The sequence below is a fragment of the Synechococcus sp. UW69 genome, assembly GCF_900474185.1.
GTDB lineage: Bacteria > Cyanobacteriota > Cyanobacteriia > PCC-6307 > Cyanobiaceae > Parasynechococcus.
Window position 1 is genome coordinate 19,628 of record NZ_UCNW01000006.1, and the last position, 16,238, is coordinate 35,865.

The following is a 16,238-nucleotide window of genomic DNA, read 5'->3' on the forward strand; positions in this document are numbered from 1 at the left end:
CGAGATGGTTTCTGCAGAGCTCGAAGCTGCAGGCCCATGCGTCCGTCCGGTTGAGTTCCCTATGACTGAAGCCATCCGTTCCGCTGTCTGGCCTTACTGCGACAGCCCTGCGCCCGAGGTTGTTGCGGGTGAGAAGGATGCTTGTGGCGTTGGCTTTTTGGCCCAGCTCCAGGGACAGGCCAGCCATTGGGTGTTGGAACAGGCCCTGCGTGGTTTGGGATGCATGGAGCACCGAGGCGGTTGTGGGGGAGATGGAGACTCCGGCGATGGCGCAGGGGTGTTGTGTCAAATCCCCTGGACGTACCTAAAAGCCGTCTGGCCTGAGGCGGGTGCAGCGCGGGGCCTCGGGATGATGTTCATGCCGACCGATGCCACCCGTCGTGCCGAGGTCCGAGGCCTCTGTGATGACGAGGCCAAGGCGCTCGGCTTGCAACCGCTTGGTTGGCGAATTGTTCCTGTGGACTCTGCGGTGCTTGGCCCCCTGGCCCGCGCCACCGCTCCCGTCATTGAGCAGTGGGTGCTCAACGGCGATGCGGACGACGCAGGGTTTGATGGGCAGCTTCTCCGCTTGCGGCGGCGGATTGGCGCCCGTGTGCGGGCTGCCCTTGGCGCCGAGGTGGCCCAGGAGGTTTATGTCGCTTCCCTGAGCAGCCGGACGGTTGTCTACAAGGGCATGGTCCGGTCCGAGGTTCTGGCGCAGTACTACGCCGATCTGCAGGATCCACGTTTTGCGGTGAGTTTTGCGGTCTATCACCGTCGCTTCAGCACGAACACCTTGCCCCGTTGGCCTCTGGCGCAGCCGATGCGGCTTTTGGGTCATAACGGTGAGATCAACACGCTGCTGGGAAATCTCAACTGGGCCAAGGCGTCAGAAGCCAGCCTCGAGAACGTTTGGGGAGATGCTGCAGACGACCTGATCCCAGTGGTAAACCCTGCGTTCAGTGATTCCGCCAATCTTGACGCCACCCTGGAGCTGATGGTGCGCAGTGGGCGGTCGATCACCGACAGCCTGATCACGCTCGTTCCGGAAGCCTTCCGCAATCAGCCCGACCTCGACAGCCGTCCCGATGTGATGGCGATGTATGAATTCAACGCGGGAATTCAGGAGCCATGGGATGGCCCAGCCCTGCTGGTCTTTGCTGACGGCAAGCGGGTGGGTGCCACGCTCGACCGCAATGGGTTGCGCCCGGCGCGTTGGTGCACCACCGAAGACGGCTTCGTGATCATGGGGTCTGAGACCGGCGTGGTCGACCTCAGCGGCAAGACGATTGTTCAGAAAGGACGTCTTGGCCCCGGCCAGATGGTGGCCGTTGATCTGGAACGCGGTGAGTTGCTCGACAACTGGTCGGTTAAGGAAGACGCGGCATGTCGATTCCCCTATGCCGATTGGTTGCAGCAGCATCGCCGCGGTGTGGAACCCCAGCCTTGGACTCAAAACCGACAGGTGGGTGAACTCGACCTGCTGCGGTTGCAGACCGCCATGGGCTTCACCGCTGAAGACTTCGATTTGATCATTGAAGACATGGCGGCCCTCGGCAAGGAGCCGACTTACTGCATGGGGGATGACATTCCCCTGGCGGTGCTTTCCGATAAGCCGCACCTGCTCTACGACTATTTCAAGCAGCGCTTCGCCCAGGTCACCAACCCACCGATTGATCCCTTGAGGGAAAAGCTGGTGATGAGCCTTGAGATGCATCTGGGTGAACGCCGGCCGGCCCTGAAGCCCCAGCCGGAAGCGGCTTCAGTGATCCACCTCGAGACTCCTGTTTTGAATGAGGCGGAACTAGCGGCAATCAGTCAGCAAGGTTTGCCCGTCCAGACCGTGTCCACCCAGGTGGCAGTTGAGTCCTGCGCGGGAGGCCTTCAGAAGGCCATTGATGCGCTTTGCAGCCTTGCGGAACAGGCGGTGCGTGCTGGTGCGCAGGTGCTGGTGCTCTCCGATCGGGTCGACAGCACGGGGGCGGCGGCACAGCTGACGCCCACGACGGTGGCAATGCCGGCCTTGCTGGCCGTGGGTGCTGTTCACCACCATCTGTTGCGCCAGAAGTTGCGTCTGCAGTGCTCTCTTGTGGTCGATACCGCCCAGTGCTGGAGCACCCATCACATGGCGTGTCTGATCGGCTACGGCGCCAGTGCCGTCTGCCCTTGGCTCACCTGGGAGACAACGCGCCACTGGCTGGAGCATCCCAAGACCAAGAAGCGGATCGAACAGGGCAAGTTGCCAGCCCTGGATGCCGATCAGGCGCAGGCCAATGTGCGTTTGTCGCTGGAGAACGGTCTCCGGAAGATCCTCTCCAAAATTGGAATCTCCTTGCTTGCCAGCTATCACGGCGCCCAGATCTTTGAAGCGATTGGACTAGGTGCGGATGTGGTGGAGACCGCCTTCACCGGGACGACGAGCCGTGTTGCAGGCATGACGCTCTCCGAGTTGGCGAATGAAACGCTCTCGATGCATGCCAAGGCCTTCCCCGAGCTCAACCGCAGCAAGCTCGAGTTCATGGGCTTTGTTCAGTACCGCAGTGGTGCTGAATACCACCGCAATAACCCCGAGCTTTCCAAGGCGCTGCACAAGGCAGTGGCCCAGGGCCCTGGTTATGACCACTTCTCCACCTACCAGGCGCTCTTGGAGAACCGCCCGGTGATGGCCCTGCGTGACCTGTTGGAGTTCAAGCTGGCGCCCACCCCGGTGCCCCTCGACCAGGTGGAGAGCGTGGAGAGCATCTGCACCCGCTTCTGTACGGGGGGGATGAGCCTCGGTGCGTTGTCCCGGGAAGCCCATGAAGTGCTGGCCGTGGCGATGAATCGCATCGGTGGCAAGAGCAACAGCGGTGAAGGTGGTGAAGACCCCGCACGCTTCCAGATCCTCAAGGATGTGGATGGGGAAGGACGGTCCGCCGCATTCCCAAGCATCGGCGGGCTTCGCAATGGCGACACCGCTTGTTCGGCGATCAAGCAGGTTGCTTCAGGGCGTTTCGGTGTGACGGCTGAATACCTGCGCAGTGGCAAACAACTGGAGATCAAGGTGGCCCAGGGGGCCAAGCCCGGTGAAGGGGGCCAACTGCCTGGGCCGAAGGTCGACAAGTACATCGCCTGGCTGCGCAACAGCAAGCCAGGAGTGGCCTTGATTTCGCCGCCGCCTCACCACGACATCTATTCCATTGAGGACCTGGCGCAGTTGATTCATGACCTGCACCAGGTGCATCCTGCTGCTCCTGTGAGCGTGAAGCTGGTGGCCGAGATCGGCATTGGCACCATCGCTGCGGGCGTGGCGAAGGCCAACGCGGATGTGATCCAGATCTCGGGTCACGACGGGGGCACGGGCGCATCTCCCCTGAGTTCGATTAAGCACGCCGGCAGTCCATGGGAACTGGGCCTGACCGAGGTGCATCGCTCTCTGGTGGAAAACGGTCTGCGCGATCGGGTCCTGCTGCGTGCTGATGGAGGTCTGAAAACCGGCTGGGACGTCATGATCGCTGCCCTGCTCGGCGCGGAAGAGTACGGGTTCGGGTCGATCGCCATGATCGCTGAGGGCTGCGTCATGGCTCGTGTCTGCCACACCAACAATTGCCCTGTCGGGGTCGCCACGCAGAAGGAGAACCTGCGCAAGCGCTTCAACGGTGTACCTGAGCACGTCGTCAACTTTTTCTGGTATGTAGCCGAGGAAGTGCGGCAGCTGATGAGTCTGCTCGGCGTTACCCGCCTGGAAGAGCTGATTGGCCGTATGGATCTTCTCAAGGCTCGTTCCGTCGATCTGGCCAAGACAAACTGTGTGGATCTATCTGGCTTAATCGCTCCGATCAGTGGCGCTGCGGATCGGTCCTGGCTTCGTCACAGTGATCAGGCTCACGGCAATGGTCTGATTCTTGAGGATCAGCTGCTCGCCGATGTTGACCTCATGGCAGCGTTGGAGAACCACGGTGCCGTCAGCCGCAGCATCGAGATCATCAATACCGATCGCAGTGTCTGTGCACGTCTGGCTGGTGAAATTGCCCAGCGTCATGGCAACCGCGGATTCAATGGACAGCTCGATCTGACGTTCCGTGGTGCCGCGGGCCAGAGCTTTGGGGCTTTCCTGGTGCAGGGCATGCAGGTTCGTCTTGAGGGTGAAGCCAACGACTACGTCGGCAAGGGCATGAACAGTGGTCGCATCACCCTGGTGCCTTCTGACGGTTCTGCCTCTCCAGGGGATCAGGTGATCCTTGGCAACACCTGTCTCTATGGGGCCACCGGTGGTGAGCTGTTTGCTCATGGTCGAGCTGGCGAGCGCTTCGGCGTTCGCAACAGTGGAGCCCGCACCGTGGTGGAAGGCGCTGGTGACCACTGCTGTGAGTACATGACCGGTGGTGTGGTGGTTGTCCTCGGAAGCACCGGCCGCAATATCGGTGCTGGCATGACCGGTGGTGTGGCCTTCTTGCTGGATGAGGAGGGCCGTGTCGCGCCTCGGGTGAACCCGGAGATTGTTGAGGTCTGTACCATCACCACCCATGAGCAGGAGACGCTGCTGAAGGGCCTGCTGCAACAGCATGTGGATCTAACGGGCAGCGAAAAGGCTGCCGATCTCTTGGCCCACTGGTCTGCGGCGAAGCATCGCTTCAAGGTGTTGGTCCCACCAAGCGAGCGGGAACCCATGGGATTGGCCGTTAAGCAGGCTGTGGCCGCCTAGCGCCGTCGTCTCTCGTGGCCTGGTTCGTCAAGACCGAAACCTTCACGGCCGTCGCCGCCGCTCTGCCCGTCGAGCAGCGGCGGCCCACCTTGGAGGCTCACCGCCACTGGGTTGTGCAGGAAGCAGCTGCAGGACGACGTCTTCAGAGCGGTTACCTGGTTGATGACAACCGGCGGCCTGGTGGCGGGGGATTGCTGATGTTTGAAGCTTCGTCCTACGCCGAAGCTCGGGCGTGGGTGCAGAACGACCCGATGATTCGCGCCGGTCTGGTGGACTGGCAGTTGCACGAATGGATCCCCGTCAGCGGGGGTGGCTGGTCATAAGCCGCTGCACCTCACCGGCGTGGTAGCTGCTGCGGGTGAGTGGTGAGCTGACGACCTGGAGGAAGCCCAGTTCCTCTTCGCCGACTCTTCTGTAGGTGTCGAACTGAGCAGGAGTCACAAAGCGGTCGACGGTCAGATGTTTCGGACCTGGAGAGAGGTATTGGCCGATGGTGACGATGTCGACCTTGTGCTGGCGCAGATCCCGGAGCGTTTGGATCACCTCCTCATCGGTTTCACCGAGCCCGACCATCAGGCCTGACTTGCTGTAAGCCTTGGGCCATTGGTCACGCACACGCTGCAGCAGCTCCAGGGAGCGTTGGTAGATGCCCTGGGGCCGAGCCAGGCGGTACATCCGCGGAACCGTCTCGATGTTGTGGTTCAGCACATGGGGTGCAGCTCCCATCACGCTTGCCAAAGCGTCCCAGTTGCCACAGAAGTCAGGAATCAGCAGCTCGATTGTTGTGAGCGGTGAGCGCTTTTTGACCTGTTCAATGCAGGCCACGAACTGGGAGGCGCCGCCATCAGCGAGATCATCACGGTTCACGGAGGTGATCACCACATGTTTCAGGCCCAGACGGGCTACCGCTTCGCCGAGCCGTTGCGGTTCCGTCGGATCCAGCTCGCGCACGCTCTTGTCGAAGTCGATGTCGCAGTAGGGGCATGCGCGGGTGCAGCCAGGCCCCATGATCAGAAACGTGGCTGTGCCGCCTGCGAAGCATTCCCCGATGTTGGGGCAGCTCGCTTCCTGGCAGACCGTGTTCAGGTTCAAGTCCAGTAGCAGGTCGGCCACGGCGCCGATCCGTTCGCGCTGCGGAGCCTTAACGCGCAACCACTCCGGCTTGAGCACGGCGAAGTCTCTTCAATCCATGACCTTAGACCTTGCGCCGATGTCTCTGCTGGCCTCTCGGAAACACCAATCTCCTAAGATTGAAGTGCCGGGATGTGGCGCAGTTTGGTAGCGCACTTCGTTCGGGACGAAGGGGCCGCAGGTTCGAATCCTGTCATCCCGATTGATGCTTTCGTGCTGCGCCAGAAGGTCTTGGTTGAAGACCTGGGTTGGCCTAGACGAACGCAAAGTTCCGATCGACGAAGCATGGCTGCGTAGGTTCAAATGTTTCGACCTGCTTCAACCCTTTTTCGTGTTGGAGCTGCTTTATCTCTTGAAACCATCAATGCTCCGGCGGCGATGCAGGTGAATTGATCGCGATAAACCACGTCACAGATCTCATTGGAGGCTCGCCCCGGGGTACCCCCGCGGCGTCACCATCCAGCCATCCTCTGCTCGGCTGCTGCTGTTCCCGATCAGAACCAAGGTGAGCATGTCCACTGATTCAGGCTCTAAGCGTTCAAGGCACGTCAGCTGACGAGATTCTTCTGCGCGGCCCAGCTGCCGAGCCAGCATTACCGGGGTTGTTGGGGGGCGGTGTCTCAGCAGGATCTCTCTGGCTTTCCCGAGTTGCCAATCCCGTCCTTTAGAGCGTGGGTTGTAGAGCGCAACAACAAAATCTCCTGATGCAGCGGCCTCTAGTCGCTTCTCGATCACGTTCCAGGGTGTAAGGCGATCGCTGAGGCTCACGCTGCAGAAGTCATGCATGAGTGGCGCTCCCGCTCTGGCAGCGGCCAGCTGGAATGCTGAAATTCCGGGATGCACCGTGAAGCTCGGTCGGTCCTGCTCGGGTTGCTGAAGCAGCAGCTCCAGAGCTAATCCCGCCATTCCATAGATCCCGCTATCTCCAGAGGAGATGAGAGCAACCTTGGCGCCCTGTTGTGCCAAGCGCAGTGCTTCGGCACAGCGGTCCCATTCCCGGGTGAGCTGACCGTCGAACCGAATTTGATCCGCCCGCCGCAGGGGCTCCAGCAGATCGAGGTAGAGGCTGTAGCCGACCCAGGCGCAGCATCGCGACAGGGCCGATTTGGCGTCTCCGCTGAGCAGGGATAGATCTCCGGGACCACTGCCGACGAGGTGTAGTTCTCCCCGACCCGGTGCGTGGGGTAGTGGAGCTTCGGCAATGGCCACCGTGACCGCGCCCTGTTCTCCCGGCGCGGGATGGCTGATTTGCTTTGGCTGGATCAGAACACCTTTGTCGCCTGCCGCCAGCAACGCCGCTGCTTCTGACACTGAAGCTGTTCCCATTTCCCTGCGCACGACCTCGGAGGGGTTCGGCACGTCAATGGAGGCCAGCGTCTGCTCTGCAAAGGTTCGGAACGGCCATGCCCTGGTCTGGCTCAGTTGTTGCAAGGCTGGTTCATCGGATTTCCTCTCTGCGCTGGCGATGCCGGCGACAGCCTCCTTCGCCAGCCCGGCTGTTGCTAAAGCCTCGGTAATGGCCTTTTCGACCAAGGACAGACTGGTGTTGCGCTCGCAGCCGATGCCGATCCAGAGCGTTGCTGGATGCCATTGGCAATCACCCTGAAGGCGCGCTCCGATCACAAGGTCAGCGGCCTCTGACGACACTTTTTCGAGCAAGTGCTGGCTTTCGGGGCATTGCCAGGCGGAACATCCACTGTTCTGGTGAATGCTGATGCTGAATCCCTGGGCTTGCCGCACCATCAGAGTGCGCCAACCCGCCACCGACCCCCTGCGTCTCCAGCCCCAGCCTTCACCAAAGGCATCCAGGGGGAGACGTCCTTCATGGGCGCAGGCGCCAGTGATCACGGCCTGCCCTCCCAGATCCATGGCGATCTCCCGCGCGCGTTGTTCAGCACCTGCGGAATGGCCTCCCAGCAGCGGGATGATGAAATCCCCTTTCGGGTCGAGAACCAGAACGGCCGGATCCTGCTCCTTGCTTTGGATCCGCGGTGCGATAAGGCGTGTCACCGCGCCCACGGCACCCACAATCAGCACGACGTTCTGCGCCATCCAGTGCTCATCAAGAGCAGTATTGATGTTTTGATCGGCCGCCTTGATCCGGTCAATGTGGCCGCGCAGCAGCAATCGCTCCAAGAGCGGCATGGCGCTGGGGGAGAGTCCTAGGCCCAGAGCAGGTACGTCGGGTGTTGGGTTCAGGGCAGGGAATCCAGGTCAGGGCTTGCGCAAGCGGCCATCACTGTTGAGCAGCTCACGCGCTGATCCTCCCAGGCTGCTGCTCGGCATCAGCTTGGCTTCTGTCTTGGCCTGCTGTTCGAGCGATTCGGTTGGCTTTTCCGCAACCGGTGGATTGTTCTCGCTGGTGTTCATTGGAAGATCGTTGTCAGCGGGCTGCTCCTTGGTCGGTGTTGGCTGGCTGGCCTCTGCCGTGGCTTGGTCCTGAGCCAGGGGCGACTGTGGGGTCTCGTGATCGCTGTTCTCGGGGGCGATGGGATCGGTCTCTGTCTCTGCTTCTGTCTCTGTCTCGGCCTCGATCTCGACTGGCGCCAGTTGTGGTGGCTGTTCTGCTTTCTGTGGAGCCTCTTTCGGTTGTTCGACCGTTTCCGGCATCTCTGGCTCAGGTGATCCGCTTAAGCGGGCGAGCTGGCTCTCATTGAGGCGCGATCGCATCCAGCCCGGCTTGGGACCTGATGGAGCCTTCAGGTGAACCAGCTGATTGTTGAACACGGGTGTGATCGGCTCGCCCAGCTCATTCAGAAGTTCCATCTGAATGTCGTGACTGCTTGCGCCATTCGATCCTTTGAGCCACAGGGCCTCCTGGTGATCAACCAGAAAGCTGTCTCCATCAATGCTGATGCGTAGACGCCAGCGTCCATCCCCCTCACGCAGGTTTTGGAGCGGAGCATTCCAAAGGAGCCAGTCCACCAGAAGTGGTTGCAGGCCTTGTTCTCCAGCGGGTGGAACAGGAACCAGCCAGGGTGAATCCCGGTCGGGTTGCGTGCCCTGAAGTTTTTGCCAGAGGTGGACGCGGCCCTGGATGGAGGCCCCTGGTGACTGAACGGCCTCCCCCCAGGGATAAGCAGCCCATGCGCTGAACCGGTGACTGCCCGCTTCCAGATCGTCAATGCGGACCGTCAGGCGGTTGCCATCGCTATCGCTCAGCCGTAGGGGAGAACGGTCATCGATCTGGATGGCGATGTGGGGGCCCAGACCCAGTTCGGGGTCGTTGTTCAGGGGCCAGTCATCGATCTCGAAACTCAGCTCAAGCTCTTGCGTCGCCACGATGGTGTCGTTGCTTGGATTCACCAACCGCAGGGATGGACGGTGCCGTTGAAGCTCCTGCCGCAGCTGTTGCACCGCCCCTGGTGGGGCCACCTCCTGGAGCTTGCCGCTGGGGGTGGAGCTCGATAGGGGCTTCGCTCCGGTGCCGACATCGCGGTTGAAGAATCCAGGTCGTGCATGAACTGGCAATCCGGCGCTCAGCAGCACCACAGCTGTCAGCAGAACAGCCCATATCGACTTCAGGCCAGGGCGAAGCATTGGGCATGAACAGATCTGATCATTCTGAACAATCAGCCCTTCAATGTCACAGTTTTAGTTATTTAAGGAGAATATTTGCGGGAAATTGTATTTCTTACTGGTTGAGATCTTCATTGTTTGACTGATTCTCGGCCTTCTGCAGACGCCTGTCGCTGACTGGCCCGCCATGGGATTGAACCTTTGTAACTCAGTTCCCTTTAACCCCCACCTCCGCACCTATGCTTCCGCCAGCGGTCCCCTCTGTGGGGCCCCAGCTTCAGTGCAGTCAAGGGGTTTCGGCTCCCTGTCTCACTGACGCCCTGACGCTGATTCCCTGTGGATTGGTGTCCGGGGCCCCGGTGGATTCCGATTCGCCGGAGGGGTGGCCCACCACCTCGAATCCCGTCCCTCGAGGAACGACTCGATGACCATCAGCCCACCAGAGCGTGGGAGTGACGCGAAGAGCCAGGTCGAGAAGGTTGACAATCCTGCAACCTTTGAATTGTTCGGTAAGCCCGGACATTTCGACCGCGCCCTCGCGAAAGGTCCCAAAACCACCACCTGGGTTTGGAACCTTCACGCCAACGCTCACGACTTCGACGCTCACACGAGCGACCTGCAAGAGGTCTCTCGGCGGATTTTCTCCGCGCATTTCGGCCACCTGGCCGTCATCTTCATCTGGCTCAGCGGTGCCTTCTTCCACGGCGCACGCTTCTCCAACTATTCCGGTTGGCTTGCCGACCCCACCCATGTGAAGCCAAGCGCCCAGCAAGTCTGGGCTGTCTTTGGCCAAGACATCCTCAATGGAGACATGGGTGCCGGGTTCCAAGGCATCCAAATCACCTCAGGCCTCTTCCAGATGTGGCGGGCCTGGGGCATCACCAGTGAAACCCAGCTCATGGCTTTGGCCATCGGTGCTCTGGTGATGGCCGGCCTGATGCTCAACGCTGGTGTTTTCCACTACCACAAGGCAGCGCCAAAGCTGGAGTGGTTCCAGAACGTTGAGTCGATGCTGAACCACCACCTGGCAGGTCTGCTGGGTCTCGGTTCACTGTCATGGGCAGGCCACCTGATCCACGTCTCGGCGCCTGTCACCAAGTTGATGGATGCCATTGATGCCGGCCAGCCGCTGGTTCTCAACGGCAAGACCATCGCTTCGGCTGCAGACATTCCGCTGCCGCACGAATTCTTCAACCAGGATCTGCTGGCTCAGCTGTACCCCGGCTTCAGTGCCGGTGTCGGTGCCTTCTTCTCCGGTAACTGGGCTGCCTACAGCGATTTCCTCACCTTCAAAGGTGGTCTAAATCCTGTGACTGGAAGCCTTTGGATGACGGATATCGCCCATCACCATGTGGCGATCGCCGTGATGTTCATCGTTGCCGGTCACATGTACCGGACCAACTGGGGCATCGGTCACTCCATCAAGGAGATCCACGAAGGCCAGAAGGGCGATCCCCTGCTGTTCCCTGCCACCAATGGTCACGACGGACTCTATGAGTTCATGACCACCTCCTGGCATGCCCAGCTGGCGGTCAATCTGGCCATCGGCGGCTCGGTGAGCATCATCGTCGCTCAGCACATGTACGCGATGCCTCCGTATCCGTACCAAGCGATCGACTATCCGACCCAGATTGGTCTCTTCACACACCACATTTGGATCGGCGGTTTCCTGATCGTTGGCGCCGGCGCTCACGCTGCCATTGCCATGGTGCGCGACTACGACCCCGCGAAGCACATCGACAACGTGCTCGATCGGGTGCTCAAGGCTCGCGACGCGATCATTAGTCACCTCAACTGGGTCTGCATCTGGCTCGGAGCCCACAGCTTCGGCCTGTATGTCCATAACGACACCATGCGTGCCTTGGGTCGTCCCCAGGACATGTTCAGCGATTCGGCTATCTCGATTCAGCCGATTTTTGCTCAGTGGATTCAGAACGTGCACGCCGCAGCTGCCGGTAGCACTGCTCCTAACGCCCTCGCGGGTGTGAGTGAAGTGTTCAACGGCTCTGTGGTCGCCGTGGGCGGCAAGGTCGCCGCGGCTCCCATGCCGCTCGGCACTGCCGACTTCATGGTCCACCACATTCACGCCTTCACGATTCACGTGACGGTGCTGATCCTGCTGAAGGGTGTTCTTTACGCCCGCAGCTCTCGCCTTATTCCTGATAAGGCCAACCTGGGCTTCCGCTTCTCCTGCGATGGCCCCGGTCGTGGTGGCACATGCCAGGTCTCCGCTTGGGACCATGTGTTCCTGGGCCTGTTCTGGATGTACAACTCCCTGTCGGTTGTGATCTTCCACTTCTCTTGGAAGATGCAGAGCGACATCTGGGGAACGGTGAATGCCGACGGTTCCGTCGCGCACATCACCAATGGCAACTTTGCTCAAAGTGCCATCACCATCAATGGCTGGCTGCGTGACTTCCTGTGGGCTCAGGCCGTTCAGGTGATCAACAGCTATGGCTCGAACACGGCTGCCTACGGAATCATGTTCCTCGGCGCTCACTTCGTGTTCGCCTTCAGCCTGATGTTCTTGTTCAGTGGCCGCGGCTACTGGCAGGAGCTGATCGAGTCCATCGTTTGGGCTCACAACAAGCTGAAGGTGGCTCCCGCCATCCAGCCCCGTGCTCTTTCCATCATCCAAGGCCGTGCCGTGGGTGTTGCCCATTACCTCTTGGGCGGAATTGCGACCACGTGGGCCTTCTTCCACGCCCACATTCTTGTGGTCGGTTGACCTCACCTGACCTCTCCCTCTAATGGCAACGAAATTCCCTTCGTTCAGCCAGGGTCTGGCCCAGGACCCGACAACCCGTCGTATCTGGTACGGGATCGCCACGGCTCACGACTTCGAGAGCCATGACGGAATGACGGAGGAGCGCCTCTATCAGAAGCTCTTCTCCACTCATTTCGGTCACCTCGCGATCATCGGCCTGTGGGTTTCGGGAAACCTGTTCCACATCGCCTGGCAGGGCAACTTCGAGCAGTGGGTCGCCGACCCCCTGCACGTGCGCCCCATCGCTCACGCAATCTGGGATCCCCACTTCGGTCAAGGCGCCATTGACGCCTTCACCCAGGCGGGTGCTTCCTCCCCGGTGAACATCGCCTACTCAGGCCTGTATCACTGGTTCTACACAATCGGCATGAAGACGAATGCCGAGCTGTATCAGGGTTCCATCTTCATGATGATCCTGTCGGCTTGGGCGCTCTTCGCCGGCTGGCTGCATCTGCAGCCCAAGTTCCGTCCTTCCCTGGCCTGGTTCAAAAACGCTGAATCGCGTCTGAACCACCATCTGGCTGTTCTGTTCGGCTTCAGTTCCATCGCCTGGACCGGTCACCTGGTTCACGTTGCGATCCCCGAAGCCCGCGGTCAGCACGTTGGATGGGACAACTTCCTCAACGTTCTGCCTCATCCCGCCGGTCTTGGACCCTTCTTCACCGGTAACTGGGGTGTGTATGCCGAAAATCCCGATTCTCTGAATCAGGTCTTTGGTAGTTCCGAAGGTGCCGGCACCGCCATCCTCACCTTCCTTGGTGGCTTCCACCCTCAGACAGAAGCTCTCTGGCTGACGGACATCGCCCACCACCACCTGGCCATCGGTTGCATCTTCGTGATCGCCGGCCACATGTACCGGACCAACTTCGGTATCGGTCACTCCATCAAGGAGATCCTTGAAACCCACAACCCTCCCCAGGGCACTCCTGGTGATCTGGGTGCGGGCCACAAAGGTCTCTACGACACCATCAACAACAGCCTGCACTTCCAGCTTGGTCTGGCTCTCGCCTCCCTTGGCGTGATCACCAGCCTCGTTGCGCAGCACATGTACTCGATGCCGTCGTATGCCTTCATCGCGAAGGACTACACAACCCAGGCAGCCCTGTACACCCATCACCAGTACATCGCCATTGCGCTGATGTGTGGTGCCTTTGCTCACGGTGCGATCTTCTTCATCCGTGACTACGACCCCGAAGCCAATAAGGACAACGTCCTGGCTCGGATGCTCGAGCACAAAGAAGCGATCATCAGTCACCTGAGCTGGGTCTCCCTGTTCCTCGGATTCCACACCCTTGGTCTCTACGTCCACAACGATGTGGTCGTTGCCTTCGGTACCCCCGAGAAGCAGATTCTGGTTGAGCCCGTTTTCGCCCAGTTCGTACAGGCCGCCTCTGGCAAGGCCATGTATGGAATGGACGTGCTGCTCTCCAATGCCTCCAGCTCCGCCAGCCTTGCGTCCCAGAACATTCCTGGCGACCACTACTGGCTTGATGCCATCAACGGCAACACCGATGTGTTCCTGCCGATCGGCCCTGGTGACTTCCTTGTTCACCATGCCATCGCTTTGGGTCTGCACACCACCACCCTCATCCTCGTGAAGGGTGCCCTGGATGCTCGCGGCTCCAAGCTGATGCCCGATAAGAAGGATTTCGGCTACTCCTTCCCCTGCGACGGCCCCGGCCGTGGCGGTACCTGCGACATCTCTGCCTGGGACGCCTTCTATCTGGCAGTCTTCTGGGCTCTGAACACCGTGGGTTGGCTGACCTTCTACTGGCACTGGAAGCACCTGGCCATCTGGTCCGGCAACGTTGCTCAGTTCAACGAATCCAGCACCTACCTGATGGGTTGGTTCCGTGACTACCTGTGGCTCAACTCCTCCCAGCTGATTAACGGTTACAACCCGTTTGGAAGCAACAACCTGGCCGTCTGGGCCTGGATGTTCCTCTTCGGTCACCTGGTATGGGCTACCGGTTTCATGTTCCTGATCTCCTGGCGGGGTTACTGGCAGGAACTGATCGAGACCATTGTCTGGGCACATCAGCGCAGCCCCATCGCCAACATGATGGGTTACCGCGACAAGCCTGTGGCACTGTCCATCGTTCAGGCCCGTGTTGTTGGTCTCGCCCACTTCACGGTCGGCTATGTACTGACGTACGCAGCCTTCCTGATAGCTTCGACTTCAGGAAAGTTCGGTTGATTCTTTCCTGATTCAACCGGCGACGAGTCGTTCCTCGTTTCACTTATCCCCATCCGGTCTTCCGGGTGGGGATCTTTCTTGTTGGAATCTCATTCATTAGGCGTTTGGTTACTGATCACCATTGATTAGTGATTGTTAGCTAACTTGCATGAAATCTTTTTTGGTTCGAATCTGATCCCTAAAACTGCGCCATCGTCTGTTCTTTTGCCCTGTTGCGACCGCTTATTCAGCAGTGCGGAGGACTGTGCGCGGTTGTGGAGGCAGCTTGGCTGTGATTACAACATCGTTCAGGTGTCGCAAGGCCCCCTTCGTGGACGTCTAAGGGTCGACCATCAGGATGGAATCCTGCTTGTTTCGATGCAAGCAGATCAGGCGTTGTTGGTGGAGGGCACACGTCACCCTCGCTGGTTGCCATTCACGATTGAACATACGGGCAACTACAGCGAACACCGTCATTTTGGTGAGTCGTTGGCTCCGAATGCCCTGGCTGGGTTCAACACCAAGATGAAGGAGACATTGATGAGAACGTCTCCAGGTGGCAATCGGATTGCAGCTGCTCTTGTCGATCGTCGTCGCATTGACACCTGGGTCGAACTGATGGGTGCATCCGAGATTGCCAATCGAATGGAGCACAACAACACAGCCATTCTTCCCCCAATGGTTCATCGCAAGTTGCGTCAGTTGATGGTGCTTCCCGCCTGGCAGGGTGCTGATGTGCCACAGCCTTTCCAGGCTGATTTTCTTGAAGCTCAGCTGATCGAGTCTCTTTCGCCAGAGACTTCAGCTCTTCTGCAGCCTGTGCAAAAAAACCATCACACTGATCTTGTGCAGGAGTTGGTTCGCTTTTCCTTTCGATCGAGTATGACGCCCATCTCACTGAGCTCGGTGTGTCAAGCGCTGTTCACCACCAAGACAACCCTCACCGTGAGTTGTCGTGAAATGTTTGGTTATGGCCCGATGGCATTGATGCGTCGTATTCGGTTGCAGCAAGTGCACGAAGCGCTGTCCAATCCTGATCTCCAGCAACGGTTGGGTTGTTACACCGTTCAGCAGACCGCCGAGCATTTTGGCTTTGCAAGTCGGAATCACTTCGCAAGTGCCTATCGAGATCTCTTCGCGGAGACTCCGCGCACAACCTTGTTGGCGTCCCGCTGAAAGGTCAAGGGAACTTGCGTTGAACTTTTTCTGTCCTTTTGGCCCTGGCTCTGCCTAGCCTCTGCAGTCGGATCAAGACCAGGCTGATCGTGGATGAATGGGAGCTTCTGCTGCGGAACGTTGGTGAGTGGCGCGGCTGGTTCGACACCATGGACCGATCGTTGCAACGAACCAAACGTCAGCCATCTCTGCTCACGCTGCAACCGGCGCTCTCCGGCATCGCTCTTCATCTGACGTTGCTGTTCTGGCCGGAGGGGTCGGGATCTCTCCTACAAACTCCCGCCGGCGAGCCTGAAAAGCGGATTGTTCAAAGCTTCATGCGCGTGGATGCCGATATGGGTGTCTTCGCTACGGGCAGCTTTTCCAGAGGCACGCTGCACCGGTCCAACTGGAGCACGCTCTATGCCGAATTCGGTTTTTTGCACAACGAACGGCGCCATCGCCTGGTTCTGCTTTGGGACAGTGCAGGGCAGTTGGATCGGATCGTTTTGATCCGGGAGTTCCTTGTCGGGAGTTCAGCGGTCGAGTGTCCACCCTTGGAGGCCAATCAACTTATGGGGGACTGGCGTTGCGACATCAACTCCCCAGGAGATGGCCTTCGGCTTGAAGCGGACGATCTTGAGCAGTGGGTCTTCTTGCCCGACGGAGGTGCGTTTCTGGCGCCGCTGCAGATTGATCCCAACCAGACGTTCAGCATCGAAGCGCTTTGGTTGTCGAGTCCGACGCGTCTCGAGCGAATTGCGCGTCGTTATGCAATCAACGGTGCGCTGACGTCGGTGGATCATCAGCTGCTTACCCGTTGACCT

The 16,238-nt window shown here is 59.5% G+C and carries 9 protein-coding genes and 1 tRNA gene; 7 read left to right on the forward strand and 3 right to left on the reverse strand.

Translation table 11 applies throughout. The features are described from left to right. The first annotated feature begins 61 nt into the window (after nt 1–61). Complete coding sequence (gltB, locus tag DXY29_RS02765) at nt 62–4,663, forward strand: glutamate synthase large subunit (RefSeq protein ID WP_115022738.1); 4,602 nt, start codon at nt 62–64, stop codon at nt 4,661–4,663. 14 nt (nt 4,664–4,677) lie between these two features. Beyond that, the gene (locus DXY29_RS02770) at nt 4,678–4,986 is read left to right on the forward strand and encodes a YciI family protein (RefSeq protein ID WP_115022739.1); all 309 of its coding nucleotides are present in this window, start codon (nt 4,678–4,680) and stop codon (nt 4,984–4,986) included. Here DXY29_RS02770 and lipA read toward each other — a convergent pair. Further along, on the reverse strand, nt 4,964–5,833 hold the full coding sequence (lipA, locus tag DXY29_RS02775; protein ID WP_115022741.1) for a lipoyl synthase: 870 nt from the start codon (nt 5,831–5,833) through the stop codon (nt 4,964–4,966). The genes DXY29_RS02770 and lipA overlap by 23 nt on opposite strands. 89 nt (nt 5,834–5,922) lie before the next feature. On the opposite strand from lipA, the gene DXY29_RS02780 reads away from it, so the two are divergent. Beyond that, nucleotides 5,923–5,996: transfer RNA gene (locus DXY29_RS02780), tRNA-Pro, on the forward strand. 215 nt (nt 5,997–6,211) lie between these two features. On the opposite strand, the gene cobJ is transcribed toward DXY29_RS02780, so the two are convergent. Then, nucleotides 6,212–7,939: a precorrin-3B C(17)-methyltransferase gene (gene cobJ / locus DXY29_RS02785; RefSeq protein ID WP_115022743.1), complete on the reverse strand. Its 1,728-nt coding sequence runs from the start codon at nt 7,937–7,939 to the stop codon at nt 6,212–6,214. Between the two features lie 69 nt (nt 7,940–8,008). Further along, complete coding sequence (locus DXY29_RS02790) at nt 8,009–9,334, reverse strand: hypothetical protein (protein WP_115022745.1); 1,326 nt, start codon at nt 9,332–9,334, stop codon at nt 8,009–8,011. Nucleotides 9,335–9,737: 403 nt separating this feature from the next. Between DXY29_RS02790 and psaA the strand changes: the two genes are divergently transcribed. The 4 genes from psaA to DXY29_RS02810 all read left to right on the forward strand — a co-directional run bounded on the left by psaA (nt 9,738) and on the right by DXY29_RS02810 (nt 16,235). Further along, entirely contained in the window at nt 9,738–12,041 is a 2,304-nt protein-coding gene (gene psaA, locus DXY29_RS02795) for a photosystem I core protein PsaA (RefSeq protein WP_115022747.1), read from the forward strand. 22 nt (nt 12,042–12,063) lie between these two features. Next, entirely contained in the window at nt 12,064–14,277 is a 2,214-nt protein-coding gene (gene psaB, locus DXY29_RS02800) for a photosystem I core protein PsaB (RefSeq protein ID WP_115022749.1), read from the forward strand. Nucleotides 14,278–14,481: 204 nt separating this feature from the next. After that, a complete protein-coding gene (locus DXY29_RS02805) occupies nt 14,482–15,432 on the forward strand; it encodes a helix-turn-helix domain-containing protein (RefSeq protein WP_170952095.1) in 951 nt (316 codons plus the stop codon). A gap of 38 nt (nt 15,433–15,470) precedes the next feature. After that, nucleotides 15,471–16,235 carry a DUF3598 family protein gene (locus tag DXY29_RS02810; RefSeq protein WP_244279291.1) on the forward strand — a complete coding sequence of 255 codons (765 nt, stop codon included), beginning with the start codon at nt 15,471–15,473 and terminating at the stop codon, nt 16,233–16,235. Nucleotides 16,236–16,238 lie beyond the last annotated feature (3 nt).